This is a genomic window from Serratia marcescens (assembly GCF_006715005.1).
GTDB classification, from domain to species: domain Bacteria; phylum Pseudomonadota; class Gammaproteobacteria; order Enterobacterales; family Enterobacteriaceae; genus Serratia; species Serratia montpellierensis.
In genome coordinates this window covers 4655376-4680995 of record NZ_VFMJ01000001.1, presented here as the reverse complement: position 1 = coordinate 4680995, position 25620 = coordinate 4655376, and the positions used below count along the sequence as shown (strand labels likewise).

Below are 25620 nucleotides of genomic sequence, written 5' to 3'. Positions count from 1 at the left end.
GAGCCGGAAAACACGCCCGATGCTAAAACACAGAACGCCGCACCCTGTCTTCAGCTATCTGATCTATCTGGGGTGCGCCATCGCTTTTTGCACCATTCCTTTCGGTTCCGCGACCGGACGCAATCTGTTTTACGTTTCCAGCTACATCGCCTTTATCGCCGTTTGCCTGTACCCGCGCTACTACTTCAGCAACGTTAGAAATCTGCTGCTGCCCGCGCTGATGTTCAGCGTAGGGATGGGAACCATCCTCTGGATGCATCACTTCAAACAGCCGGGTGAGTACATCAACATTTATCGTTCTTATATGTCGACCGGCAAACTGCAGCTCGCGACCGCTTTCATTTTGCTGATCGCGCTCAATGAGCGGTTATGCGTACAACGCCTACTCATCGTCGTGGCTCTCGCCACCGGCCTGGCGGTCAACGGTTATTCCCTCTATCAAGGGCTGCGTCTGGATATCCCACGCGTAGAGCTCAACTTCGATCGCGCCACGGTCGCCGCCTACCTGATGACCGCCATCGATCTGGTCATGATGCAAGCCATCCTGATGCTGCGCGCCCGCTACCGCCTGGTGTTGTACATTGCGGCATTCCTGCTGTCCTTCTCTGCGCTGGTGCTCACCGGCACGCGCGCGGCCATGTTGGTCTACCCGGTGGCGATCTGCCTGTCGCTGCTGGCGACCAAGCAGCTGGTTGCCAGGAAACACAAGCTCGCGTTGGTGGCCTCGGTGCCGCTACTGCTCGTAGCCTGCGGCCTGGTGTTCAAGCCGCAGATAGAAGAACGCATTCAGGCCTTTGAGACCGACATGCGCCTCATGGATCAGCCACAGACTGAAAACTCGATCATTTCCCGGCTGTCGATGCAAACGCTGGCATGGCGCACCGGTTCACAAGCTCCCTGGGGCCAATCCGCCGAGCAGCGTGGCGAAGAGATCCGTGCGATGGTCGCACAACAACCTCACCTGTCTGGCGTCATGCCCTACATCAACGTCCACCTGCATAACGAGCTGCTGGAGACCTACTCGCTCAAGGGCATCTGGGGCGTACTGCTGCTGCTGGCGCTCTATGTCAGCCTGTTCTTCTCTTCCTTCCGGCCGCAGCGCAACGCGCTGCTGCTGAGCGTGAGCGCCAGCCTGTTTGTCTACGGCCTGAGCGATGTCATCTTCTTCAGCACGGAAGGCACCGCCATGTTCTGTCTGGCGTTGATCGCCGCCGTTCTTTCCGTCACGAAACAGCCCCCTGTTCAGGAGCCAACCCCGTGAATCCTCAGGAGCCGCTGCTCAGCGTTATCGTGCCGTTTTATAATAACGAAGCGTTCGTTATCGCTGCGCTGGATTCGTTATTTACGCAGATCTCTGATGATATTGAGGTGGTGATCATCGACGATGGTTCTACCGATGCGTCAGGAACGCTGGTCAGCCAATATCTGGCGCAGCGGCGGCACCCGCGCGTGGTCTTTACTTCACAGGCCAACGGCGGCATTGCGCACGCCCGCAACGTCGGCTTACGGCTGGCTACCGGACGCTATCTCACCTTCCTCGACGGCGACGATCTGCTGAGCGACGACTATCTGGCGATCCTGCGGCCCCTGCTTACCGCCGGTGAAGATGACCTGATCGACTTCAATTATCAGAAGTTCACCGGGCATCCGCCGACGCCGGATAACCGCGCGGCGCGGCCCGTAGCCTACGACTTTTCACAGTTGGGGCTCGGCTGCCTGCAACCGCTGTTCGCACGCTCGATGTGGCATCTCTGGAGCCGGGTATATAAACGCACGCTGCTGGAAGGGGAAACGTTCGAAGACGGCAGGCGCTATGAAGACGTGATTTTCACGCCTTTTCAGTATTTCAAAACCCGCCGCATCGCCCATCTGGACTGCGAGCTCTATTTCTATCGGGATAACAGCCAAGGCATCACTCGCAATATCAAACCCAAAGATATTGAAGATCTGCTGTTCGCCATGGAGAAGATGCTGCGTTTTGTGGCGCAGCATCCCGGGGATGAGCCACTGCGCCGGTTGGCCGCCCTGATGCTGGCCAACTGCTTTTCCGAGGTGAAAAGCATGTCGAAGGTGGTGTACGGCTATTATCATTACGCGCCGACAACGCTGCACATCCTGCGCCGCGCCGCCGATATCTGCCGCAACAGCGACGTGCCGGGTAAAAAAGTCCGCCAGATGCGCTATGCGCGAGTGGATACCTTGCTTTCGAAGCTGCGCAGGCCACGCTAACCGCATCGGCCGAGCGGCCGATGCGTCGCCGCGCCCTCAGCGCGTCAGAGGCACGTGCGCGACCAGCTCATCATAAATCCGCTGCGGCTGGATGACCCCCATCGGGCTTTCTGCCTCCAGCGGCATCGTATAGCCGGTACGCGACACCTGAATGATGCGGTGCAGCTCAGCATCCTGAATCGGGCCGGTGGAGCGTGAGTCGGCGGTCACGAACAGGCTGATGGTTTTCACCTTCAACGCCACCGCCAGATGCAGCGGCCCGGTATCGCCGGTGACCAGAACATGGAAACTGTCGATCAACGTCAGCAAGCCTTGCAGCCCCGTTTTACCGATCTGGTTATCCACGCAGGCCTGCGTTTGCGGGCCGATCAGGCTCATAAACTGTTTGGCCTTGCCGTCGTCGAACGGTGCGCCAATCAGCACGATGCGCACATTTGGGTGCTTCGCCACCAGCTCATCGGCCAGCTGCGCATAGTGCGAAACCGGCCAGCAACGCGACTCTGTTGACGCCCCCAGCTGAAAACCGATGGTGGGATGCTCGCTGCTTTTGACGCCGCGCTGATAATCCACGGGAATTTCCATCGTCGGATCGTCGCTGCGGCAGCCTAAGATGGAAATCAGCTCCAGTTTGCGGCGTACGAAGTGGCCGTAATAATGGAAGATATAGTTGGTCAGCCAAGGCTCCAGCCCGCAAATGCCCGAGCTGTAGTTATCCCTGATAATGTACTTCGCTCCGGCCAGTACGGCGCTGATGATGTCATAAGGCAGGTGGGAGTGCAGAATCAGCGCCAAATCCGGCTGATGTTCGCGCAGCGATTTCAGCAACGGGCGTATCGTCTTGATCTTGCTGTCCCAATACACCACGCGATCGTAATAACGGCCGTTTTCCACCAGCTCGCGGTTTTTCTTGTGCACCACCAGCGTGATGTGCGCATTGGGGTAGCGTTCCCTCATCGCCCTCAATGCCGGCGTGTTGAACATGAAGTCGCCCAACGCCGTGGTGGAATAGATGACGATATTGTCAAACTGCTGGGCGCCGTCGAACGTCGCCTTGTCCTGAAAGCGGCCGTACTTCGCCGTATAGCGCCGCAAGAACCAGTCGGCAACCTTGATTTTCCATTTCTTCGACATGTGCGTGCTTAGTTCGCTTTAAGTTGATAATACTCGGCCAGCGTCATGCCTACCGTGCGCTGCTGCAGCCAGTCAAACAGCTGCTCCAGATCGCGGTACAGCCCTTCGATATCCTGCTCGGTTTTGAACGTCGGGCTGCCGCCCGGCATAAATTCGGAGGAGTGCAGCATAAATTCGACGTAGTCATGCCCCTGCGCCAGCGACGCTTCAGCCACGCTGATCATCTTGGCCACGTTGCCGCCACTTGGCCGCAGCCAGTTGACGGACGGCGAACGGCGCTTGCCGCGCAGCCGATCATAACCCTGCTTGAACGCGTTCATCAGCGCAGAATGCTTGTACTGAATGCTCATCGGCACTTCCAGCAGCGGCGACGCGCCCGGTTTGGCAATGTTCTGCGGATCGATGAAATAGGCCTGCGACGGGAACCGGCTGTAATCGGTGCCGCCGTTGCCCTGCGGATTGCCCGGCGAAAACTGCCAGTTGACCCGCGGCGTCACCGAACAGTCCACCTGATAGCCGTATTCCAGCAGCAGCGAGGCATAATATTCGTTGAACGCCCAGCGGCCGGCGCGATGGCTGAGCATTTTGGTCTGGAAGGCATCTTCCAGCAGCTTGGTCATGTGATCGACCTTGGCGCGGATCTGATCGACGGGATACTCGATCAAATAAGGCTTGTGTCGCCAGTCGTCGTCGGTCAGCGGCGTCAGCGGCGGGCTGTTCCAGGCGTGCAGGTGCATGCCCACTTCACCCGCGCCGCGGGCGATCACGTCGCGCGCGAACTCGACGTAAGCCGAATCCATCGCCATTTCATAGTTGGTGAGATAAACCGGTTTGAAGGCGTATTTTTCGCACAATGCCTGAAAGCGCGGCAAGAAACGCGTGTTTTCGGTCGCGATGCGATCGTGGTTTTGCCACAGATTATCGCCTTCGGTATCAATGGTGATGAGAAACGCCGGTTTAGTCATGAATATCGAGCCTGATATCAACAGAATGCACTATGTTACGCAGGCCGTTTCGCCAGGGCAAACGACTTTGCTGCCTGGTTTGGACAACGTTGAAGCGCATTCGTCCCCGGCCCGGCGATTTTTTTGCAGCCCGGCAAGAAAACCTTGCAACAGTAGCCACATGCGATCGGGTCATTTAGAATCAAAGATTGGTTTCCCAGATAGCGACTCATGATGAACGACGCGCCAGCCCCAACTTCCGCCCCATCCGTACAGCGTATTTTGATCATAAAACTGCGCCATCACGGCGATATGCTGCTGGTCACGCCGGTCATCAGCAGCCTGCGGCAAAACTACCCGCAGGCACAGATCGATGTGCTGCTGTATCAGGAAACGCAGGAGATGCTGGCCAGCAATCCGGAACTGTCGACGCTGTTCGCCATCGACCGCCAATGGAAAAAACTGGGCGCTCGCGCGCATCTGGGGCACGAGCTGGCGCTGCTGCGCCGCCTGAAGGCGCAGCGCTACGATCTGGTGGTCAACCTGGCCGATCAGTGGCGCAGCGCCATTATCACGCGCCTGACCGGGGCGCGCATCCGTCTGGGCTTCGATTTCCCTAAACGCCGCGGCTTCCTGTGGCGCCACTGCCACACGCAGCTGGTGCCGGTCGACAATCACGCCCACCTGCATACCGTCGAACAAAATCTCTCGCTGCTGGCGCCGCTGAACCTGCCCGCGCTCAGTGATCATGTGACCATGAGTTACGATCCGCAGGATTGGCAGGCCTGTGAGCAACGGTTGCAGAAACAGGGCGTCGCCGGCAGTTATATTGTGGTGCAGCCCACCTCGCGCTGGTTCTTCAAATGCTGGAGCGAAGAGAAAATGGCCGCCACCCTCACCGCCTTGCAGGCCGACGGCCACCAGCTGGTGATCACCTCCGGCCCCGACGCCAGAGAACAAGCCATGGTAGAACGCATTTTGGCGCTCTGCCCGCCGCAGGGCGTGATCTCGTTGGCCGGCCAGCTGACGCTGCGCCAGCTGGCCGCCCTGATCGACCACGCCAAGCTGTTTATCGGCGTGGACTCGGTGCCGATGCACATGGCCGCCGCGCTGCAAACGCCGTGCGTGGCGCTGTTCGGCCCTTCCAAGCTGACTTTCTGGCGGCCATGGCAGGCTACCGGCGCCGTGATCTGGGCCGGCGACTTCGGCGAACTGCCCGATCCGGACGCCATTGATACCGGCACCGACGAACGGTATCTCGACCTTATTCCTACAGACGCGGTGATTGCAGCCGCGCGGAGCACGCTGGCATGAAAGCATTTCGTTTGGCGATCGTTCGCCAAAAATACCGCCCGGACGGCGGAGCCGAACGTTTCGTTTCCCGCGCCCTGGAAGCGCTGGAACAACAGGATCTCGATCTGAACGTCATCACCCGCGAATGGCAGGGTGACGCCAATCCCAACTGGCATATCCACCTGTGCAACCCGTTAAAACTCGGCCGCATCAGCCGCGAGCGAGGCTTCGCCGTGGCGGCCAGGGCGCTGTGGCAGAAAGAGCGTTTCGATCTGGTGCAAAGCCACGAGCGCATTCCCGGCTGTGACATCTACCGCGCCGGCGACGGCGTACACCGCCGCTGGCTGCTGCAGCGTGCGCGTTTGCTGCCGGAATGGCGCCGCAAATGGCTGTTCTCCAATCGCTATCACCGCTATGTGATGTGCGCCGAACGCGCCATGTACGCCGCGCCGGAGCTGAAAGCCGTCATCTGTAACGCCGAGATGATCAAGCAGGAAATCATCGCCGACTTTGGCGTGCCCGCCGACAAAATCACGGTGATCTATAACGCCATCGACAATCAAAAGTTCCCGCCCGCCGACGAGGCCCAGCGCCAACGTCTGCGCGAGCAGTATCAGATCCCGCAACAGGCGCACTGCCTGATCTTCGTCGGCTCCGGCTTTGAGCGCAAAGGGCTGGCCGCCGCCATCCGCGCCGTGGCGGCGACCGACAGCCACCTGTTAGTGGTCGGCAAAGACAAGGCCGAAAAACGCTACCGGGCGCTGGCGCAGTCGCTGGGCTGCGGCGATCGGGTTCACTTTATGGGCGTGCAGAAGCAGACCTTGCCGTTCTATCAGGCCGCGGACGCGCTGCTGCTGCCGACGCTGTACGATCCGTTCCCGAATGTGATTCTGGAAGCGATGTCGTGCGGCCTGCCGGTTATCACCAGCACCACCTGCGGCGGCGCCGAGTTTATCACCCCCGGCCAGAACGGCTTCGTGACCGACGCGCTCGACGTACCGGCCATCACGGAGGCCATTCGGGCGCTGCCGCGCCAGGCGCTGGGATCATCCATGGGCGAAGCGGCGAGATTGCGCATTATGACGGCTACGCCGGCGCATCTGTCCGAACAGCTGATTTCCCTCTATAACCGGTTACTGGATTAGCTATGCGTATTCTGATGATCATCGACGGCCTGCCGGGAGGCGGCGCGGAAAAAGTGGTGCTGACCCTGTGCCAGGGCATGCAGCAACAGGGGCATGACGTCAGTCTGATCTCGCTGCGCGACGTCTGCAATTACCCTATCCCGTCAGGCATTGATTATCAGGTGGTGGCCGATCGCAGCCGTGCCCCCTGGCGCAAGCTGACCGAGCTGTCGCGCCGCGCCGCCGCGCTGGATCGGGCGATAGCCGAACACGAGCGCCAACGCGGCGCGTTCGATCTGGTGTTCTCCAACCTGCATAAAACCGATCGCATCGTCAGCCGCAGCAAGCGGTTGGCTGCGGATCGCCTGTGGTTCTGCATTCACGGCATTCTCTCCACCTCCTACCTTGGCCACCGCAAGGGCCTGGACCGCTGGCTGAAGCAGCGCAAAATCGCCAACGTTTACCAAGGGAGAAATATCGTCGCCGTTTCACGGGCGGTTGGCGACGATCTGCAGCAGAACTTGCCGATTCGCCCACGCCGGCTGGCGGTCATCAACAACCCGTTCGACATCGACGCCATCCAACAACAGGCGGCTGCGCCTTGCGAACTGGCCGGCCAGGACTATCTGGTGCACGTCGGCCGCTTTCACGCCACCAAGCGGCATGACCGTCTGCTGAAAGCCTATGCGCACTCGGGCATTCAGGCACCGCTGGCCTTGATAGGCACCGGGGACGACGCCCGCGTCGCCGAGGTCAAACGTCTGGCAACAGACTTAGGTATCGCAGAGCGCGTGCTATTCCTCGGTTTCCAGGCCAATCCCTATCCGTTTATTCGCCATGCCTCGCTGCTGGTGCTCAGCTCCGACAGCGAAGGGTTTGGTAACGTGCTGGTGGAATCGCTGCTGTGCGGCACGCCGGTGGTCAGCACTCGCTGCCCGGGCGGCCCTGCGGAAATTCTGGAAAAAGCCGGCATGGCTAACGCGCTGACGGAATTAAATGAAGCGTCGCTGGCAGAAAAAATGACGGAAATTTACGCCAATCCGCCGCAGATAAATCAACAGCAATTGCTGAGTTATGGGCTGGAGCCTATTTGCCGTCAATATATTGAGCTGAAAGAACAATAATAGAGAAATAAATAAGGCAGGGGATACCTGCCTTATTTTCCTCGTTAGCTGAGCGCCTGCATTTTCTGCCAAACCTCGTCGACAGAAACATCCTCACAGTGCCCCGACTCACTCTGCAAAATATGATGACGGCCGGTCCATGGATGCCAGGAGGCTTTATCGGTATCGCCAAAGAACACCACCATGTCCTTATTCAGCGCGGCGGCAAGATGCATCTGCCCACCGTCGCTGCACAGCACCCGGTCGCATAAATCGAACCCGCCCAACAGCTCACGTACCGACGCCGTCGGATAAAGCGCGACGCGTTCGTTTTGACACAGCGCCAGCAGCTGCTCGGCGCGCTGCTGGTCACCGATGTCGTCCGGCGCCAGCGTGCCCTGCGGCGACCAGAAGATCAGCACGCCGGTATGGGGATCGGCAACCAGACGGTTGATGATTTCGGCATAGCGTTCAACCGGCCAACGTCGTTTCGGGCTGCGGCTGCTGATGTGCACGGCGCATACGCGCTCGACCGGCGGCAGACGCTCTTGTAGCCGTTGCGCCGCCAATTGCCGCTCTTCAGGCGTCAGAAACACCCGCACCGGCGGGATCGGTATGGATTGGTCGGTTATCGCCGATAAATAGCTGTAGGTATGTTCGACCTGATGTTGACCGTGGAAATCGTCCTTGCGGAACGGGCGATGAATATCTTTCGTGCCCAAATCGGCGCCGATGATATGGGTGGCGCCGGCCATTTTCGCTAAACGCAAACTGTATTTGCAAGGCACCGGGTTGGCCAGAATGACCGCATCGAACTTTATTTTTCGCAGCTTCAGGAAGATCATCAGGCGTTCGAAATAAACGCCCAACGTCGTTTCATTCTTCGCCTTGTGCTTGGCCTTTTTATAGACAAAGGCTTTCTCGAGATGAGGATTGTTTTTAACGACATCCTGGCTGACTTTATTGATCAGCAGATAAACTTTAGCGTCCGGATAGGCAATTTTCACCCCTTCAATCAGAGGCGTGGTGCAAACAAGATCGCCGATGTTGTCGCGGCGAATAATTAAAATATTCTTCATTCCGAGCCTGTCGGCGAAATCGCTCGCCGGTTGTCTGAAACTGACACCCAAGGTTACCAAATTAGCGCCTTTCCCTTCCAGTTATGGTACTATTCCGAATAACCCATATAAATGAAATTGATAGAATGTTGCTGCGTTTATATCAGGTACTACTCTACCTCATCCAACCCCTGATCTGGCTCCGCTTACTGCTGCGCAGCCGCAAAGCTCCAGCCTACCGTAAACGCTGGGCGGAACGCTATGGCTTCTGCGCCGGGAAAGTCGTGCCAGGCGGCATCATGCTGCATTCCGTCTCCGTCGGCGAAACGCTGGCGGCCATCCCGTTGGTACGGGCGCTGCGCCACCGTTACCCCGCTTTGCCGATAACTGTGACCACAATGACCCCAACAGGTTCAGAACGCGTCCAGTCCGCTTTCGGCAAAGACGTACATCATGTCTATCTGCCCTACGATCTGCCCGGTTCCATGAACCGCTTCCTCGACCAGGTGAATCCCAAGCTGGTGATCATCATGGAAACCGAGCTATGGCCTAACCTGATCAACGCGCTGCATCAGCGGCAGATCCCCCTGGTGATCGCCAATGCGCGTCTGTCGGCCCGCTCCGCGGCCGGCTATAAGAAAATTGGCGGGTTCATGCGCGATATGCTGCGCCGCATTACGCTGATCGCCGCACAGAACCAGGAAGACGGCGATCGGTTTATCGAACTGGGCCTGAAGCGCTCGCAGCTGGCCGTAACCGGCAGCCTGAAATTCGATATCTCCGTCACCCCGGAGCTGGCCGCCCGCGCCGTTACGCTGCGCCGCCAATGGGCGCCGCGCCGCCCGGTGTGGATCGCCACCAGCACCCATGACGGTGAAGAAACCATCCTGCTGGAAGCCCACCGCAAACTGCTGGAAAAACACCCCGACCTGCTGCTGATCCTGGTGCCGCGTCACCCGGAACGCTTCCCGACCGCCAAAGAGCTGGTGCAGAAGGCCGGCTTCAGCTACACCCTGCGCAGCAGCGGCGAGATCCCGTCCGGCAGCACCCAGGTGGTGATCGGCGATACCATGGGCGAGCTGATGCTGCTGTACGGCATCGCCGATCTGGCCTTTGTCGGCGGCAGTCTGGTGGAGCGCGGCGGGCACAACCCGCTGGAAGCGGCCGCGCACGCCATCCCGGTGCTGATGGGGCCGCATACCTTCAACTTCAAAGACATCTGCGCCAAGCTCTCGCAGGCCGAAGGCCTGATCACCGTGACCGACGTGGATTCGCTGGTGAAGGAAGTGGGAACCCTGTTGACCGACGAAGACTACCGTCGCTACTACGGCCGCCATGCGGTGGAGGTGTTGTATCAGAATCAGGGAGCGTTGCAGCGCCTGCTGCAGCTGCTGGAACCGCACCTGCCGCCCCGGAGTCACTGAATGAGCAGCCGCAAAAGCCTGTCGGTGGTGATGATCGCCAAAAACGAAGCCGGGCTGTTGCCGGACTGTCTGCGATCGGTCGAGTGGGCCGATGAAATCATCGTGCTGGACTCCGGCAGCGAGGACGACAGCGTCGCCGTCGCCGAAAGCCTGGGCGCCAAAGTCTTCACGCACACCGACTGGCAAGGGTTCGGCAAGCAGCGTCAGCTGGCGCAAAGCTACGCCAGCCATGACTACGTGTTGATGATCGACGCCGACGAACGCGTCACCCCCGAGCTGCGGCAATCCATCGAGCAGGTGTTGAACGCGCCGGACGACGGCGCCGTCTACAGCTGTGCGCGGCGCAACCTGTTCCTTGGCCGTTTCATGCGCCACAGCGGCTGGTATCCCGACCGCGTCAATCGCCTGTACGCCAACCAACGCTATCGCTATAACGACGATTTGGTGCACGAATCGCTGAACATCGGCGGCGCCAAAGTCATCCCCCTCAGCGGCGATATGCTGCACCTGACCTGCCGCGATTTCTTCGCCTTCCAGCGCAAACAGCTGCGCTACGCCGAAGAGTGGGCCACGCAGCGCCACCGGGCCGGCAAGCGCTGCGGCTATCTGTCTATCCTGACCCACACGCTCGGCGCCTTCGTCAAAACCTGGCTGCTGCGCGCCGGCTTCCTCGACGGTAAACAGGGGTTGCTGTTAGCGGTGGTCAACGCGCAATATACCTTCAATAAATATGCCGCATTATGGGCATTGGGCCGCAACTACTCAGAGAAGTGAATCATGACCAGCAAAGCCATCTATCCCGGGACCTTCGATCCCATGACCAACGGCCACCTGGATTTAGTGACGCGCGCGTCACTGATGTTCGATCACGTGATTCTGGCCATCGCCGCCAGCCCAAGCAAAAAGCCGCTGTTCAGCTTGGATGAGCGCGTGGCGTTGGCGACGCAGGTCACCTCGCATCTGGACAATGTGGAAGTGCTGGGCTTCAGCGAGCTGATGGCGCACTTTGCCGCTCACCAGAATGCCAATATCCTGGTGCGCGGGCTGCGTGCGGTGTCTGACTTTGAATACGAATTGCAGCTGGCGAACATGAACCGCCATTTGATGCCGACGCTGGAAAGCGTGTTCCTGATGCCTTCCGAGGAGTGGTCGTTCATCTCCTCCTCTCTGGTGAAGGAGGTCGCGCGTCACGGCGGCGATATCGCGCCTTTCCTGCCTGACGTGGTCACCCAGGCGCTGATGGCCAAGCTCGCCGCCGAGTGATGCTCAGCGCTGGCAGCGGCGGCAAAAGAAGGTGCTGCGCTGCCCGTGCTTGGCGGATTCGATCGGCGTGCCGCACGCGCGGCACGGCTCTCCTGCCCGCCCATAAACCTGCAGCTCCTGCGCGAAATACCCCGGTTTGCCGTCCGACTGCAAAAAGTCGCGTAATGTCGTACCGCCCTGCTCGATAGAACGCTGCAACACCGCCTTGATGGTCTTCACCAGCAGTTCCGCTTCGGCTTTGCTCAACGATCCCGCCGGACGATCGGGCAGGATCCCGGCGCTGAACAGCGATTCGCTGGCGTAAATATTGCCGACCCCGACCACCAGCTTGTTATCCATCAGCCACGGTTTAATCAACGTGCGCTTATTGCGTGATTTTTCATACAGGTAGTCACCGTTGAACGCTTCGCTCAGCGGTTCCGGCCCCAGGTGCGCCAACACGCTGCTGGTCGCCAAATCTTCGCACCACAGCCAGGCGCCGAAACGGCGCGGATCGGTATAGCGCAGGATCATGCCGTTGCTGATCACCAGATCGACGTGGTCGTGCTTGCCGGCTTCGTCTTCGTTTTCCTCGCGCAGCATGCGCAGGCTGCCCGACATGCCCAGGTGCACGATAATCCAACCGTTCTCCAGCTCGATCAGCAGGTATTTAGCCCTGCGCTGCACGCTGAGCACCGGCCGATCGCTCAGCGTCAGGATCTGCTCGGAAACCGGCCAGCGCAGGCGCGCGTTGCGCACCACCGCATACTGAATGCTGTGGCCGACAAGATAAGGCTCTATACCGCGTCTGCTCGTCTCAACTTCCGGTAATTCAGGCATCTGGCTTCCCCTCCGACGTTTTCTACCCTTTATAAAACAAAAAACCCGGCCAAGGCCGGGTTTTTCATTAATCCACTAAAATTATTTAATTTTAGCTTCTTTGTATACTACGTGCTGACGGACAACTGGATCGAATTTCTTCAGTTCCAATTTTTCCGGCTTAGTACGCTTGTTCTTCGTGGTGGTATAGAAGTGACCAGTACCAGCAGAAGAAACCAGCTTGATCTTCTCGCGAACACCTTTAGCCATGATTCAGTTCCTTAATACTTCTCACCACGGGCACGCAGATCGGCCAGAACCGTCTCAATACCCTTCTTATCGATAACACGCATACCTTTAGCAGATACACGCAGAGTTACAAAGCGCTTCTCAGCCTCAACCCAAAAACGGTGTGAGTGCAGGTTAGGCAGAAAACGGCGTTTGGTCGCGTTCATTGCGTGGGAACGGTTGTTACCGCTCACCGGGCGCTTGCCAGTAACTTGGCAGACTCGGGACATGTCTATTCTCCAAAAATCAAATCAGCTCGAGCTTCGTATAGGGTATGGCCGCCTCGTCAGGCTTTTAGAGCCCATCTCAGCAAACTTCATACTGAGGAGACTCTCGTCATCAGGTAGAAACCACACATCAGGTCAGAAACCTGCTGAGATAGGCTCTTGCGCCAAACCCAAGATTCTCAAAGGTGGCGTAGTATACGCTCTGAAGCGTAAGTGCTCAAGTCCCGAACAGCTAAAGATCCCACAAGGATCGCGAAAAAATCGCTTAAAGCCATCCGCGCTCGGCAAAAGAGACGCATTCACCCCGACCGATCACCAAATGATCAAGCACTCGGATCTCCAATAACTGACAGGCTTTCACCACCTGTTCCGTTATCAAACGGTCGGCATGACTGGGTTCAGCCTTACCCGAAGGGTGATTATGCGCGAGAATCAGCGCGGCGGCATTAGCCTTCAACGCTTCGCGTACAATTTCTCTCGGGTAGACGACGACGCTGCTGATGGTACCAGCAAACATCTCCTGATGGCGAATAACCCGGTGCTGATTGTCTAAAAACAATACCAAAAAGACCTCTCGCTCGCGATGCGCCAGCAGGCTTTGCAGATAATGCTGGGTGACGCGCGGATTGAGCATGGCGTTTTCCTGCGACAAATGACTGGAAAAGAAGCGCAGCGCCAACTCGGCAATCGCCTGCAGCTGCGTATAGCTGGCGTCCCCCAGGCCTTTTTGGCTGCAAAAAGCCTGATGATCGGCCGACATCAGGTGATAAAGCGAGCCGAACCGGCGCAGCAGCTGCTCCGCCAGCTGCATCACGTGCACGCCGGGCAACCCGGTGCGCAAGAAAATGGCCAACAGTTCTGCGTCGGACAGCGCCGCCGCTCCCTGCATCAACAGCTTTTCACGCGGCGCCAGCGCGCCCGGCCAGCACGCCACAATCGGGTTGCTCATCGTGTTCCTCCCTGAAAGGGCTACAGCATGCCATGTGCTGCCCGGCGCGTTCGACAGGTGTTTGATAACATTGCGAAGTGTTTCGCAAAGCACAATGTAACGCCCTGCAGCCATTGCGGAATCGCTCACCTGAACGGCGGATATGCTAAAATGGCGCATCTTTCGGCTTTCAATCGGACAATGATGATGACGGGACTTTCCGGCAAACATATTGTGCTTGGCATCAGCGGCGGCATCGCCGCCTACAAATGCCCAGAGCTGGTGCGCCGCCTGCGCGACAGGGGTGCAGAAGTGCGCGTGGTGATGACCCACGCCGCCAAGGCGTTCATTACGCCACTGACGCTGCAGGCCGTTTCCGGCTACCCGGTGTCCGACGATCTGTTGGATCCCGCCGCCGAAGCCGCCATGGGCCACATCGAACTGGGCAAGTGGGCGGATCTGGTGATTCTGGCGCCGGCGACCGCCGATCTGCTGGCGCGCGTCGCTGCCGGCATGGCCAACGATCTGCTGACCACCGTCTGCCTGGCGACCGACGCCCCCATCGCCGCCGCCCCCGCCATGAACCAGCAGATGTATCGCGCCGCCGCCACGCAGGCCAACCTGCAAACGCTGCAGGCGCGCGGCGTGCTGTTCTGGGGGCCGGACAGCGGCAGCCAGGCCTGCGGCGACGTCGGCCCGGGCCGCATGCTGGATCCGCTGGACATCGTCGACCTGGCGAACGCACATTTCTCCGCCCCGCAGGATCTGCAACATTTGCAGGTTATGATCACCGCCGGCCCGACGCGTGAAGCGCTGGATCCGGTACGCTTCATCAGCAACCACAGCTCCGGCAAAATGGGCTTCGCCATCGCCCGCGCCGCCGCCGCCCGCGGCGCGCAGGTGACGCTGATCGCCGGGCCGGTGAGCCTGCCGACGCCGCCATCGGTCACCCGAGTGGACGTCACCAGTGCGCTGGAGATGGAGCAGGCAGTGCAACAGCGCGCCGCGCAGCAGCAGATTTTCATCTCCTGCGCCGCCGTGGCCGACTACCGCCCCGAGCAGATCGCCGATGAAAAAATAAAAAAACAGGGTGATGAAATCGTCCTCAAGATGGTAAAAAACCCCGATATCGTCGCCGGCGTGGCGGCGATGACCAAAAATCGACCGTTTGTCGTGGGGTTTGCCGCCGAAACCCAGAATGTGGAAGAATACGCGCGGCAAAAACTGGCGCGTAAGAAGCTGGATTTGATTTGCGCTAACGATGTATCGCTTGCAGAGCACGGGTTCAACAGCGACACCAATGCCCTGCACCTTTTTTGGCAGGATGGAGAAAAGCGCCTGGCGCTGAGCGACAAGGCACTCCTTGGCCAACGTTTAATAGACGAGATAGTCAGCCGTTATGATGAAAAAAATCGACGTTAAGATCCTCGACCCGCGCATCGGTCAGGATTTCCCGCTACCGACCTATGCCACGCCGGGCTCCGCCGGTCTAGACCTGCGCGCCTGCCTGGACAGCGCGGTGGAACTGGCGCCGGGTGAAACCACGCTGTTGCCTACCGGCCTCGCGATCCACATCGCCGACGCCGGCCTGGCGGCGGTGATCCTGCCGCGCTCCGGCCTGGGCCACAAGCACGGTGTCGTGCTGGGCAACCTGGTCGGCCTGATCGACTCCGATTACCAGGGCCAGCTGATGGTGTCCGTTTGGAACCGCGGCCAGGAGCACTTCACCATCGAGCCAGGCGAACGCATCGCGCAGATGGTCTTTGTGCCGGTGGTGCAGGCCGAATTCAACCTGGTGGAAGAGTTCGACGGCAGCGAGCGCGGCGAAGGTGGCTTCGGCCACTCGGGGCGCCACTAAGCGCCACCCAAGGCACGATGGCCGGCAGGGAAACGTCGCCTGAACCTTGCCTTTCCGGGGAGAAGGATGTCTCTGCGGCAAGGTTTTACCGCGACAATTGCAGCACACACCAGGCAGCGCGGAAAAAGGCCGTTAAGGCCGCTGACCCCAGCATCGTAAAAAAGCTATCACATAAGCCGCACAGAGCCTGTTCTGCAGCGGCCGGTGCGCGGGTTTCCGTCAGTTAAGTTTTAGCAAGGGTCTAATCAGACATGGCAGAAAAAGAAAAGACGAAGAGGAATCGGCGCGAGGAAATATTGCAGGCGTTAGCCCAGATGCTGGAATCCAGCGACGGCAGCCAGCGCATCACCACCGCCAAGCTCGCCGCGAACGTGGGCGTTTCTGAAGCTGCGCTGTACCGGCATTTCCCCAGCAAGACACGGATGTTCGACAGCCTGATCGAGTTTATCGAAGACAGCCTGATCACCCGCATCAACCTGATCTTGCAGGACGAGAAAGAGACGTTTAATCGTCTGCGCCTGATTTTACTGCTGATTCTGGGCTTTGCGGAACGCAACCCGGGGCTGACGCGTATCATGACCGGCCACGCGCTGATGTTTGAACAAGATCGCCTGCAGGGCCGCATCAACCAGCTGTTCGAACGCATCGAGGCGCAGCTGCGCCAGGTATTGAAAGAGCGCAAATTGCGCGAAGGCAAAGGCTTTATCGTCGATGAAACGCTGTTGGCCAGCCAACTGCTGGCCTTCTGCGAAGGCATGTTGTCGCGCTATGTGCGTTCGGAATTCCGCTATCGCCCAACGCAGGAATTCGACGCCCGCTGGCCGCTGTTGGCGGCCCAGCTGCAATAAAGATAACGCCGGGCATGCCCGGCGTTTTTACTTACACCCCGTACTGCTCGCGGTAAGCGCGCACCGCCGCCAGGTGGTCCGCCATTTCCGGTTTCTCTTCCAGATAGACGATCAGGTCCTTCAGCGTGACGATCGAAATCACCTTGCAGTGATAGTCGCGTTCCACTTCCTGAATGGCGGAGATATCCGCGCGGCCGCGTTCCTGACGGTCGAGAGAGATCAGCACCCCCGCCAGCGAAGCGCCGCTGGCGCCGATGATTTCCATCGACTCGCGGATCGCGGTGCCGGCGGTGATCACATCATCCACCAACATCACGCGCCCCTGCAGCGGGCTGCCCACCAGTGAACCGCCTTCGCCGTGGGTCTTGGCTTCCTTGCGGTTAAAGCAGTAAGGCACGTCGCGCTCATGGTGTTCCGCCAGCGCCACCGCCGTGGTGGTGGCAATAGGAATGCCTTTATAAGCCGGGCCAAACAGCAGGTCGAAATCGATGCCGGAGTCCATTAGGGCTTCGGCGTAGAAGCGCCCCAACAGCGCAAGATCGCGCCCGGTATTAAACAGGCCGGCATTGAAGAAATACGGGCTGGTGCGGCCGGACTTCAGGGTGAACTCGCCGAATTTCAATACCTGCTTGTTAAGCGCGAACTCGATAAACTGGCGCTGATAGGCTTTCATTACTGCTTCTCCTCGTCTGAATCTGCTTGGGTCTTGTCATTACTGCCGCCCGATCGTCGGGCATAAAAAAGGCGACTTCTCAGTCGCCTTAAAAAATCAGTCCGCCAGCGCCGCTTTCTGCGCCTGGAAGATGGTTTCGATGCCCCCTCGGGCCAGCGCCAATAGCGCCAATAGCTCATCGTGGCTGAACGGCTCGCCTTCGGCGGTGCCCTGCACTTCAATCATGCGGCCGTCTTCCATCATCACTACGTTCATGTCGGTTTCAGCCGCGGAATCTTCCACATACTCCAGATCGCACAGCGCTTCGCCATTGACGATGCCGACGGAAACCGCCGCCACCATGCCCTTCATCGGGTTAGCTTTCAGCTTGCCGTTGGCCACCAGCGTGTTCAGCGCATCGGCCAGCGCCACACAGGCGCCGGAGATGGAGGCGGTGCGGGTACCGCCGTCGGCCTGCAGTACGTCGCAGTCGAGAGTGATGGTGAATTCACCGAGCTTTTTCAGGTCTACCGCGGCGCGCAGCGAGCGGGCGATCAGGCGCTGGATCTCCAGCGTGCGGCCACCCTGTTTGCCTTTGGCGGCTTCACGGGCGTTGCGGCTATGGGTGGAGCGCGGCAGCATGCCGTACTCGGCGGTGATCCAACCTTGCCCCTGGCCTTTCAGGAAGCGCGGAACGCCCTCTTCTACCGTGGCGGTGCACAAGACTTTGGTATCGCCAAACTCAACCAGCACTGAACCTTCAGCGTGTTTGGTATAGTGACGGGTCAGTGTCAGGGGGCGAACTTGCTGTGGTGCTCTGCCTGCAGGACGCATGGGCTCTCTCCGGCTTCAAATCAACTATTGGCTGCGCATTATACGGGCTTCGTGACGTAATGCCTATCCTGCCCGCAGCCGCGACGCTATAATCGCCCCATCTTTTCCTATTACGGGTACGCATCAATGATCCGCAGCATGACCGCCTACGCCCGGCGTGAAATCAAGGGTGAATGGGGCAGCGCAGCCTGGGAGCTGCGTTCCGTTAACCAGCGCTACTTAGAAACCTACATCCGCCTGCCGGAACAATTCCGCAGCCTGGAGCCGGTGATCCGTGAACGTATCCGTGGCCGCCTGACGCGCGGCAAAGTCGAATGCAACCTGCGTTTCGAACTGGATCCAAGCGCGCAAAGCTCGCTGATCCTGAACGAAAAACTGGCCAAACAGCTGGTCGAAGCCGCCAACTGGGTGAAAATGCAGAGCGACGAAGGGGAAATCAACCCGATCGACGTGCTGCGCTGGCCGGGCGTGATGTCCGCGCAGGAGCAGGATCTGGACGTCATCAGCGCCGAGCTGATGCAAGCGCTGGACGGCGCGCTGGATGACTTTATCGTCGCACGCGAAAGCGAAGGTGCCGCGCTGAAAACGCTGATCGAACAGCGCCTCGACGGCGTCAGCGCCGAAGTGGTCAACGTGCGCGCCCAGATGCCGAACATCCTGCAATGGCAGCGCGAGCGTCTGGTCAGCAAGCTGGAAGAGGCGCAGGTACAGCTGGAAAACACCCGCCTGGAGCAAGAGCTGGTGCTGATGGCGCAACGCATCGACGTCGCAGAAGAGCTGGACCGCCTGGAAGCGCACGTGAAAGAGACGCACAACATCCTGAAGAAGAAAGAAGCCGTCGGCCGCCGCCTCGACTTTATGATGCAGGAGTTCAACCGCGAATCGAATACCCTGGCCTCCAAGTCGATCAATGCCGACGTCACCGCTTCCGCCATCGAGCTGAAAGTGCTGATCGAGCAAATGCGCGAGCAGATCCAGAATATCGAGTGATCTCACTCCGCTCACCAGCAAGCCCGCGCCACGCGGGCTTTTTTATGGCTGCAAATCAGCGATAGGCGGCCGCCTGTTCCTCACCGATCAACCCCATTTTCTGCAGCTGTACCGCAATGATCCAGGTTGAGCGCTCGAACTCATCGCTCAGCGCTTCCAGCGTCGCCCCGGCCGCATGGCTCTCGCGCAGCCGCAGTTTTTCCTCTTCCGGCCAGGGGAGATAGGCATTGGCCTGCCGGCCCTCGGCCAGATTCTTCTGCCGCTTCTCCTCCGGCGTCAACCGGGCTTTTTTCTGTAGTTCGGCTTCACCGTCGAACTCGTTGGCCAACGCGAACAGCAGGCGGATAGCCTCCGGCGCGCAGGCCGCCGAAGCCGGTCTCAACAGCTCGCCGGTGTCAGGATTAACCCCGTTGGCCAGCGCCCTGAGCAACGTGCCGGTATTCATCGTTCGCCTCCTTATCCGAGAAAATGCGCCGGTCGTGGCGCCTTGTTCAGGCATTTTTCTCTGCCTCCCTCGAGAAAACCACGCTTTGCGTCGGGAAAAATCGCTCATTGCGAGCCAGATTCCAGGCACCTGCACGCGCGGGACAGTGGTTGCATCAGGTTGCGAGCCGGCAGACCTCTGGGGAGACGGATCACCGGGGAGCTTATGAAAAACTGCCGGACAGCGCGTGTGGATGACATTCGGCAAGATATCCCGCATGCCATAAGTATTTTGTTCTAATTATCACGCAATGTAATGAAAGGACGTCGATGCTGTGGCTAAATGTGTTTTTTCTCTGCCCGTGAACCGTACGGACCGTTTATGCCACAAATTCTGCAATTTATTATGGCTCTGGTGGTGATCATCGCCCTGGCGCTGCTGGTCAGCAACAATCGCAAGAAAATCCGCCTGCGCTATATCATCCAGCTGCTGGTGATCGAAGGCGCGCTGGCCTATTTCTTCCTGCACTCCGCCAGCGGGCTCAGCGTGATCAAACACGTCGCCGGCTTCTTCGACACCCTGCTCGCCTATGCTGCCCAAGGATCGGAGTTCGTGTTCGGCGGCATGAGCAAGGATGGCCTGGCGTTCATCTTCCTCGGCGTTTTGTGCCCTATCATCTTTATTTCCGCCCTGATCGGCATTTTGCAGCATTTCCGCATCCTGCCGCTGATCATCCGCCTGGTCGGCACCCTGCTGTCCAAGGTCAACGGTATGGGCAAGCTGGAATCGTTCAACGCCGTCAGCACGCTGGTGCTGGGGCAGTCAGAGAACTTTATCGCCTACAAGGGCATCATCGGCGATATCTCGCCGCGCCGCATGTACACCATGGCCGCGACCGCCATGTCGACGGTATCGCTCTCCATCGTCGGCGCCTACATGTCGATGATCGATGCGCAGTATGTGGTGGCGGCATTGATCCTTAATATGTTCAGCACCTTTATCATCCTGTCGATCATCAACCCGTATCAGGTCGAAGACGAACCGGAGCTGAAGCTGAACAAACTGCATGAAGATCAGAGCTTCTTCGAAATGTTGGGCGAGTACATTCTGGCCGGCTTCAAGATTGCGATGATCATCGCGGCGATGCTGATCGGCTTTATCGCGCTGATCTCCGCCGTCAATGCGCTGTTCTCCGCGGTGCTCGGTATCAGCTTCCAGCAGATCCTCGGTTATGTGTTCTATCCGCTGGCCTGGCTGATCGGCATCCCGGCGGAAGAGGCCCTGCAGGCGGGCAGCATCATGGCGACCAAACTGGTGGCCAACGAATTCGTGGCGATGATTGAGCTGAAGAAGATCGCGGCGGAGCTGTCGCCGCGCGGGCTGGGCATTCTGTCAGTATTCCTGGTGTCGTTCGCCAACTTCGCCTCCATCGGCATCGTCGCCGGCGCCATCAAAGGACTGAACGAGCAACAAGGCAACGTGGTTTCCCGTTTTGGCCTGAAGCTGGTTTATGGCTCGACGCTGGTGAGCCTGCTGTCGGCAGCCATCGCCGGCCTGGTGCTGTAATCCTTATTCCCGGCCGCATGGCCGGGAGTTCGCTTTAAAACGCCACGCACACCGGCGCATCCACCCGCATCACCGAATCCTGCGCAAACTGCTGCTTATAGCCGCTGCGCAGCGCCTCGATATTCGCCTCGCTCTCTTTGCCCGGCGCATGGATCAACAGCAGCGCCTTGCTGTTCTCGCGCGCCAGCTTGCCGTCGTGGCCCAGCCACTGCCCTTTGGCATCAAAGACCGTCAGCCCGTCTTTAAAACGTGGCGTCACCTGGCTGTCGACGAAGGTTTGCCACTCGGCGGCGGTGATCGCCGGCCCCGCCGGGCGATTCAGGCCGAAGTAGAGCGTTGTTTGCATCATCGGATCGCCGGTACGGCAAGCCGGGGCGGGTGACACAGCCTGGTGGCCTGGCGCCACGCAGCCGCTCAGCAGCAGGGCGGCCATCACGGCGCCGGCGGCCAGTTTCGAGGAGTTTATCATCTGCAGTCTCAGTTTCTCGGTTGAAGGATTCGCTGCAAAAAGCATAGTCAGCAATGGAAATCAGCGCGAAATTTCTAATGCTATTATCAACAGCAAAATGTTAAAAAAGGCTGGTTATCGGCAATAAAAACGGAGTTTGGATTAGCTAAATTAATCCGAAACGCCATCGGTGAAAAAAACTCAGTGGCGCGGGTCCTCGGCGGCGATTACCCTGCCGGCCATCATTCTGAGGCAAGTACGCTGTGAACCCCTTATGTTACTGAGCATCCTTTATATCATCGGCATCACCGCCGAAGCCATGACCGGCGCGCTGGCGGCCGGCCGCCGCCAAATGGACATGTTCGGCGTGATCATCATCGCTTCAGTCACCGCAATCGGCGGTGGGTCGGTGCGCGATATGCTGCTCGGGCATTTTCCATTGGGCTGGGTCAAACACCCGGAATACATCGTCATCGTCGCGATAGCGGCGATCGTCACCACCTGGGTGGCCCCCCTGATGCGCCATCTGCGCCGCCTGTTCCTCGTGCTCGACGCCGTCGGCCTGATCGTCTTCTCCATCATCGGCGCGCAGGTGGCGCTGGATATGGGGCACAGCGCCATTATCGCCGCCATCGCCGCGGTGATCACCGGCGTCTTCGGCGGGGTGCTGCGCGACATGTTCTGCAACCGCATCCCGCTGGTTTTCCAGAAGGAGATCTATGCCGGCATCTCCTTCAGCGCCGCCTGGCTGTATATCGGCCTGCAGCACCTCAGCCTGCCGCATAATCTGGTGGTGATCCTCACGTTGGTCGCCGGCCTGAGCGCGCGTCTGATCGCCCTGCGCTTCCGCCTCGGCCTGCCGGTGTTCAACTACCAGCATCCGGATCACTGATCTCGGGGCGGCAACGCGCCGCCGCCGAGGCCAAAACTGCAGAAATGTTGCCCTTCGACGCGCAAATTCGCTCATTCGCCGCTTTTTCCGCGCAAAGCGGCGGGCAAAATGCGAGCTAACGCTGCACCCGGCGCGTTAGCCGTGTATACTGTGCGGAGAAAATACACATCCGCTGTTATTGGCATATCAACCGTTATCAACGAACATCATCATGGCTCAAGGCACGCTTTATATTGTCTCTGCTCCCAGTGGCGCAGGTAAATCAAGTCTGATTCAGGCTTTGTTAAAGACGCAACCGCTGTACGACACGCAGGTTTCGGTTTCGCACACCACGCGCGACAGTCGCCCGGGTGAAAATCACGGCGAGCATTATTTCTTCGTCTCGAAAGACGAATTCCGCCGGATGATCGAGCAGGACGCGTTTCTTGAGCACGCCGAAGTGTTCGGCAACTATTACGGCACCTCGCGCGCCGCCATCGAACAAGTGTTGGCGACCGGCGTTGACGTGTTTCTGGATATCGACTGGCAGGGTGCGCAGCAAATCCGCGCCAAAATGCCGCAGGCGCGCAGCATCTTCATTCTGCCGCCGTCGAAGGAAGAACTGGGCCGCCGCCTGCGCGGGCGCGGTCAGGATTCCGACGAGGTGATCGCCAAGCGCATGGCTCAGGCCGTGGCGGAAATGACGCATTACGCGGAGTACGATTACCTGATCGTGAACGATGATTTCGATCTGGCGCTGTCCGATCTGAAGACCATCATTCGCGCCGAACGCCTGCGTTTGGGCCGCCAGTTGCTGCGGCATGACGCTTTAATCAGCAAACTATTGGCAGACTGAAGGCAGTTTCAGTATCATGCCCAGTCTTTTCGTCACCTGTGGAGTAGCACAAATATGGCACGCGTAACTGTTCAAGACGCTGTAGAGAAAATTGGTAACCGTTTTGACCTGGTGTTGGTCGCTGCTCGTCGGGCGCGTCAGATCCAGACCGGCGGCAAAGATGCACTGGTTCCGGAAGAGAACGACAAGTATACCGTTATCGCCCTGCGCGAAATCGAAGAAGGCCTGATCACCAGCCAGATCCTCGACGTGCGTGAGCGCCAGGAACAGCAAGAGCAGGAAGCCGCAGAGATTCAAGCGGTTACCGCGATTGCTGAAGGTCGTCGTTAATTAGACTGCGAGTCCGCCTTGTACCTGTTTGAAAGCCTGAATCTGCTGATTCAACGTTACCTGCCCGAGGAGCAGATTAAGCGCCTCAAACAGGCATACCTCGTCGCGCGCGACGCGCACGAGGGCCAGACACGTTCCAGCGGTGAGCCTTACATTACTCACCCGGTCGCCGTGGCATGCATCCTGGCGGAAATGCGTCTCGATCACGAGACGCTGATGGCGGCATTGCTGCACGACGTCATCGAAGACACCCCAGCCACCTATCAAGATATGGAACAGCTGTTCGGCAAGAGCGTCGCCGAACTGGTTGAGGGCGTCTCCAAGCTCGACAAGCTGAAGTTCCAGGACAAGAAAGAAGCGCAGGCGGAAAACTTCCGCAAGATGATCATGGCGATGGTGCAGGATATCCGCGTCGTGCTGATCAAGCTGGCCGACCGTACGCACAACATGCGCACCCTCGGTTCGCTGCGCCCCGACAAACGCCGGCGCATCGCGCGTGAAACCCTGGAAATCTACAGCCCGCTCGCCCACCGTCTGGGTATTCATCACCTGAAGACCGAGCTGGAAGAGCTGGGCTTCGAGGCGCTGTACCCGAACCGTTATCGCGTGATCAAGGAAGTGGTGAAAGCCGCACGCGGCAACCGCAAAGAGATGATTCAAAAAATCCTCTCCGAGATCGAAGGGCGACTGACCGAAGCCGGCATCGCCTGCCGCGTCAGCGGGCGGGAAAAACACCTCTACTCCATCTACCTCAAGATGCACCTCAAAGAACAGCGTTTCCATTCCATCATGGATATCTACGCGTTCCGGGTGATCGTGAAAGAGGTCGATACCTGCTACCGCGTACTCGGCCAGGTGCACAGCCTGTACAAACCGCGCCCGGGGCGGGTGAAAGATTACATCGCCATTCCCAAGGCCAACGGCTATCAATCGCTGCATACCTCGCTGATCGGCCCACACGGCGTGCCGGTCGAAGTGCAGATCCGCACCGAAGACATGGATCAGATGGCTGAGATGGGGGTGGCCGCGCACTGGGCTTACAAGGAAAGAGAACAGGGCGAAACCGGTACTACAGCGCAGATCCGCGCCCAGCGCTGGATGCAAAGCCTGCTGGAGCTGCAGCAAAGCGCCGGCAGTTCGTTTGAATTTATCGAGAGCGTCAAATCCGATCTGTTCCCGGATGAGATTTACGTTTTCACCCCGGAAGGCCGCATCGTCGAGCTGCCCGCCGGCGCCACGCCGGTCGATTTCGCCTATGCGGTGCATACCGATATCGGCCATGCCTGCGTCGGCGCGCGCGTCGATCGTCAGCCATACCCGCTGTCGCAGTCGCTGACCAGCGGCCAGACCGTCGAGATCATCACCGCACCGGGCGCACGGCCCAACGCCGCCTGGCTGAACTTCGTGGTCAGCTCGAAAGCGCGCGCCAAAATTCGCCAGATGCTCAAGAACCTCAAGCGCGACGACTCCGTTGGCCTCGGCCGCCGTCTGCTCAACCATGCGCTGGGCGGCAGCCGCAAGCTGGCCGAAATCCCGCAGGAAAACATTCAGCACGAGCTGGACCGCATGAAGCTGGCGACGCTGGACGATCTGCTGGCGGAAATCGGCCTCGGCAACGCCATGAGCGTGGTGGTGGCGAAGAATCTGCAGGGCGATCAATCCAGCCTGGGCACTTCATCCGGCGTACGTAACCTGGCCATCAAGGGCGCCGACGGCGTGTTGATCACCTTCGCCAAGTGCTGCCGTCCGATTCCGGGCGACCCGATTATCGCTCACGTCAGCCCGGGCAAAGGGCTGGTGATCCACCATGAATCCTGCCGCAATATTCGCGGCTATCAGAAAGAGCCTGAGAAGTTCATGGCGGTCGAGTGGGATAAAGAGACCGAGCAGGAGTTCATCGCCGAGATCAAGGTGGATATGTTCAACCACCAGGGCGCGCTGGCCAACCTGACGGCGGCGATCAACGCAGCCGAGTCCAATATTCAGAGCCTGAACACCGAAGAGAAAGACGGTCGGGTTTATAGCGCCTTTATCCGCTTGACCACCCGCGATCGCATCCATTTGGCAAACATTATGCGTAAAATCCGTATCATGCCGGATGTGATCAAAGTTAACCGCAACCGAAACTAGCGC

General features: G+C 59.0%; 28 protein-coding genes. 17 read left to right on the top strand and 11 right to left on the bottom strand.

All coding sequences use genetic code 11. From position 1 onward, the window contains the following. The first annotated feature begins 19 nt into the window (after positions 1-19). Positions 20-1261 (top strand): O-antigen ligase family protein, encoded by a 1242-nt coding sequence (locus tag FHU12_RS22675; RefSeq protein ID WP_141971918.1) that lies wholly within the window; start codon positions 20-22, stop codon positions 1259-1261. Next, positions 1258-2229: a glycosyltransferase gene (locus tag FHU12_RS22670; RefSeq protein ID WP_141971916.1), complete on the top strand. Its 972-nt coding sequence runs from the start codon at positions 1258-1260 to the stop codon at positions 2227-2229. The genes FHU12_RS22675 and FHU12_RS22670 overlap by 4 nt, the downstream gene beginning before the upstream one ends. A 36-nt stretch (positions 2230-2265) precedes the next feature. On the opposite strand, the gene FHU12_RS22665 is transcribed toward FHU12_RS22670, so the two are convergent. Together FHU12_RS22665 and FHU12_RS22660 are read right to left on the bottom strand one after the other, a co-directional pair. Further along, positions 2266-3360 (bottom strand): glycosyltransferase family 9 protein, encoded by a 1095-nt coding sequence (locus FHU12_RS22665; protein WP_141971914.1) that lies wholly within the window; start codon positions 3358-3360, stop codon positions 2266-2268. Between the two features lie 8 nt (positions 3361-3368). After that, positions 3369-4325 (bottom strand): polysaccharide deacetylase family protein, encoded by a 957-nt coding sequence (locus FHU12_RS22660; RefSeq protein WP_141971912.1) that lies wholly within the window; start codon positions 4323-4325, stop codon positions 3369-3371. Positions 4326-4535: 210 nt separating this feature from the next. Here FHU12_RS22660 and rfaQ point away from each other — a divergent pair, with 210 nt between their 5' ends. From rfaQ to FHU12_RS22645, 3 genes are read left to right on the top strand one after another with little or no spacing between them, the layout of a single operon-like run. Further along, entirely contained in the window at positions 4536-5618 is a 1083-nt protein-coding gene (gene rfaQ / locus FHU12_RS22655) for a putative lipopolysaccharide heptosyltransferase III (RefSeq protein WP_141971910.1), read from the top strand. Then, complete coding sequence (locus FHU12_RS22650) at positions 5615-6742, top strand: glycosyltransferase family 4 protein (RefSeq protein ID WP_130017766.1); 1128 nt, start codon at positions 5615-5617, stop codon at positions 6740-6742. Before rfaQ ends, FHU12_RS22650 begins: the two co-directional genes overlap by 4 nt. Positions 6743-6744: 2 nt before the next feature. After that, positions 6745-7845 (top strand): glycosyltransferase, encoded by a 1101-nt coding sequence (locus FHU12_RS22645; protein ID WP_141971908.1) that lies wholly within the window; start codon positions 6745-6747, stop codon positions 7843-7845. A 44-nt stretch (positions 7846-7889) separates the two neighbouring features. Here FHU12_RS22645 and FHU12_RS22640 read toward each other — a convergent pair whose 3' ends face one another. Then, on the bottom strand, positions 7890-8903 hold the full coding sequence (locus FHU12_RS22640; protein WP_141971906.1) for a glycosyltransferase family 9 protein: 1014 nt from the start codon (positions 8901-8903) through the stop codon (positions 7890-7892). Positions 8904-9028: 125 nt separating this feature from the next. Between FHU12_RS22640 and waaA the strand changes: the two genes are divergently transcribed. The 3 genes from waaA to coaD are packed head-to-tail and all read left to right on the top strand — an operon-like array spanning position 9029 to position 11569. After that, positions 9029-10306, top strand: a complete 1278-nt coding sequence (waaA, locus tag FHU12_RS22635) for a lipid IV(A) 3-deoxy-D-manno-octulosonic acid transferase (protein WP_141971904.1) — start codon at positions 9029-9031, stop codon at positions 10304-10306. Further along, the gene (locus FHU12_RS22630; protein ID WP_015379437.1) at positions 10307-11080 is read left to right on the top strand and encodes a glycosyltransferase family 2 protein; all 774 of its coding nucleotides are present in this window, start codon (positions 10307-10309) and stop codon (positions 11078-11080) included. Between the two features lie 3 nt (positions 11081-11083). Beyond that, on the top strand, positions 11084-11569 hold the full coding sequence (gene coaD / locus FHU12_RS22625; RefSeq protein WP_004931181.1) for a pantetheine-phosphate adenylyltransferase: 486 nt from the start codon (positions 11084-11086) through the stop codon (positions 11567-11569). A gap of 3 nt (positions 11570-11572) precedes the next feature. On the opposite strand, the gene mutM is transcribed toward coaD, so the two are convergent. The 4 genes from mutM to radC form a co-directional block, all read right to left on the bottom strand. Beyond that, entirely contained in the window at positions 11573-12388 is an 816-nt protein-coding gene (mutM, locus tag FHU12_RS22620; RefSeq protein WP_004931185.1) for a bifunctional DNA-formamidopyrimidine glycosylase/DNA-(apurinic or apyrimidinic site) lyase, read from the bottom strand. An 81-nt stretch (positions 12389-12469) separates the two neighbouring features. Continuing rightward, positions 12470-12637: a 50S ribosomal protein L33 gene (rpmG, locus tag FHU12_RS22615; protein WP_002442576.1), complete on the bottom strand. Its 168-nt coding sequence runs from the start codon at positions 12635-12637 to the stop codon at positions 12470-12472. A gap of 11 nt (positions 12638-12648) precedes the next feature. Next, a complete protein-coding gene (gene rpmB / locus FHU12_RS22610; RefSeq protein WP_004931195.1) occupies positions 12649-12885 on the bottom strand; it encodes a 50S ribosomal protein L28 in 237 nt (78 codons plus the stop codon). Positions 12886-13147: 262 nt separating this feature from the next. Next, entirely contained in the window at positions 13148-13831 is a 684-nt protein-coding gene (gene radC, locus FHU12_RS22605; RefSeq protein WP_025304698.1) for a RadC family protein, read from the bottom strand. A gap of 183 nt (positions 13832-14014) precedes the next feature. On the opposite strand from radC, the gene coaBC reads away from it, so the two are divergent. The 3 genes from coaBC (at position 14015) to slmA (ending at position 16516) form a co-directional block, all read left to right on the top strand. Beyond that, positions 14015-15232, top strand: coding sequence for a bifunctional phosphopantothenoylcysteine decarboxylase/phosphopantothenate--cysteine ligase CoaBC (gene coaBC / locus FHU12_RS22600; RefSeq protein ID WP_185742342.1), 1218 nt, complete (start codon positions 14015-14017; stop codon positions 15230-15232). Beyond that, positions 15210-15668 carry a dUTP diphosphatase gene (gene dut, locus FHU12_RS22595; protein ID WP_185742341.1) on the top strand — a complete coding sequence of 153 codons (459 nt, stop codon included), beginning with the start codon at positions 15210-15212 and terminating at the stop codon, positions 15666-15668. The genes coaBC and dut overlap by 23 nt, the downstream gene beginning before the upstream one ends. 251 nt (positions 15669-15919) lie before the next feature. Then, entirely contained in the window at positions 15920-16516 is a 597-nt protein-coding gene (gene slmA / locus FHU12_RS22590) for a nucleoid occlusion factor SlmA (protein WP_004931203.1), read from the top strand. A gap of 31 nt (positions 16517-16547) precedes the next feature. Here the strand turns inward: slmA and pyrE are convergent, their stop codons facing one another. Then, positions 16548-17189: an orotate phosphoribosyltransferase gene (gene pyrE / locus FHU12_RS22585; protein ID WP_141971900.1), complete on the bottom strand. Its 642-nt coding sequence runs from the start codon at positions 17187-17189 to the stop codon at positions 16548-16550. A gap of 96 nt (positions 17190-17285) precedes the next feature. Beyond that, positions 17286-18002 (bottom strand): ribonuclease PH, encoded by a 717-nt coding sequence (rph, locus tag FHU12_RS22580; RefSeq protein ID WP_025160305.1) that lies wholly within the window; start codon positions 18000-18002, stop codon positions 17286-17288. Positions 18003-18128: 126 nt separating this feature from the next. Between rph and FHU12_RS22575 the strand changes: the two genes are divergently transcribed. Then, on the top strand, positions 18129-18992 hold the full coding sequence (locus FHU12_RS22575; RefSeq protein WP_141971898.1) for a YicC/YloC family endoribonuclease: 864 nt from the start codon (positions 18129-18131) through the stop codon (positions 18990-18992). A gap of 55 nt (positions 18993-19047) precedes the next feature. Here the strand turns inward: FHU12_RS22575 and FHU12_RS22570 are convergent, their stop codons facing one another. Further along, positions 19048-19437: a hypothetical protein gene (locus FHU12_RS22570; protein WP_141971896.1), complete on the bottom strand. Its 390-nt coding sequence runs from the start codon at positions 19435-19437 to the stop codon at positions 19048-19050. A gap of 360 nt (positions 19438-19797) precedes the next feature. Between FHU12_RS22570 and FHU12_RS22565 the strand changes: the two genes are divergently transcribed. After that, entirely contained in the window at positions 19798-20982 is a 1185-nt protein-coding gene (locus tag FHU12_RS22565; protein WP_060435300.1) for a NupC/NupG family nucleoside CNT transporter, read from the top strand. A gap of 34 nt (positions 20983-21016) precedes the next feature. Here FHU12_RS22565 and FHU12_RS22560 read toward each other — a convergent pair whose 3' ends face one another. Then, positions 21017-21451: a DUF3574 domain-containing protein gene (locus FHU12_RS22560; protein ID WP_141971894.1), complete on the bottom strand. Its 435-nt coding sequence runs from the start codon at positions 21449-21451 to the stop codon at positions 21017-21019. A gap of 253 nt (positions 21452-21704) precedes the next feature. On the opposite strand from FHU12_RS22560, the gene FHU12_RS22555 reads away from it, so the two are divergent. The 4 genes from FHU12_RS22555 (at position 21705) to spoT (ending at position 25617) form a co-directional block, all read left to right on the top strand. Continuing rightward, the gene (locus tag FHU12_RS22555; RefSeq protein ID WP_025304704.1) at positions 21705-22322 is read left to right on the top strand and encodes a trimeric intracellular cation channel family protein; all 618 of its coding nucleotides are present in this window, start codon (positions 21705-21707) and stop codon (positions 22320-22322) included. Positions 22323-22533: 211 nt separating this feature from the next. Then, positions 22534-23157, top strand: a complete 624-nt coding sequence (gmk, locus tag FHU12_RS22550) for a guanylate kinase (RefSeq protein WP_060435251.1) — start codon at positions 22534-22536, stop codon at positions 23155-23157. Between the two features lie 54 nt (positions 23158-23211). Then, positions 23212-23487 (top strand): DNA-directed RNA polymerase subunit omega, encoded by a 276-nt coding sequence (gene rpoZ / locus FHU12_RS22545; RefSeq protein WP_004931221.1) that lies wholly within the window; start codon positions 23212-23214, stop codon positions 23485-23487. 18 nt (positions 23488-23505) lie between these two features. Beyond that, positions 23506-25617: a bifunctional GTP diphosphokinase/guanosine-3',5'-bis pyrophosphate 3'-pyrophosphohydrolase gene (gene spoT, locus FHU12_RS22540; RefSeq protein ID WP_004931224.1), complete on the top strand. Its 2112-nt coding sequence runs from the start codon at positions 23506-23508 to the stop codon at positions 25615-25617. Positions 25618-25620: the final 3 nt, after the last annotated feature.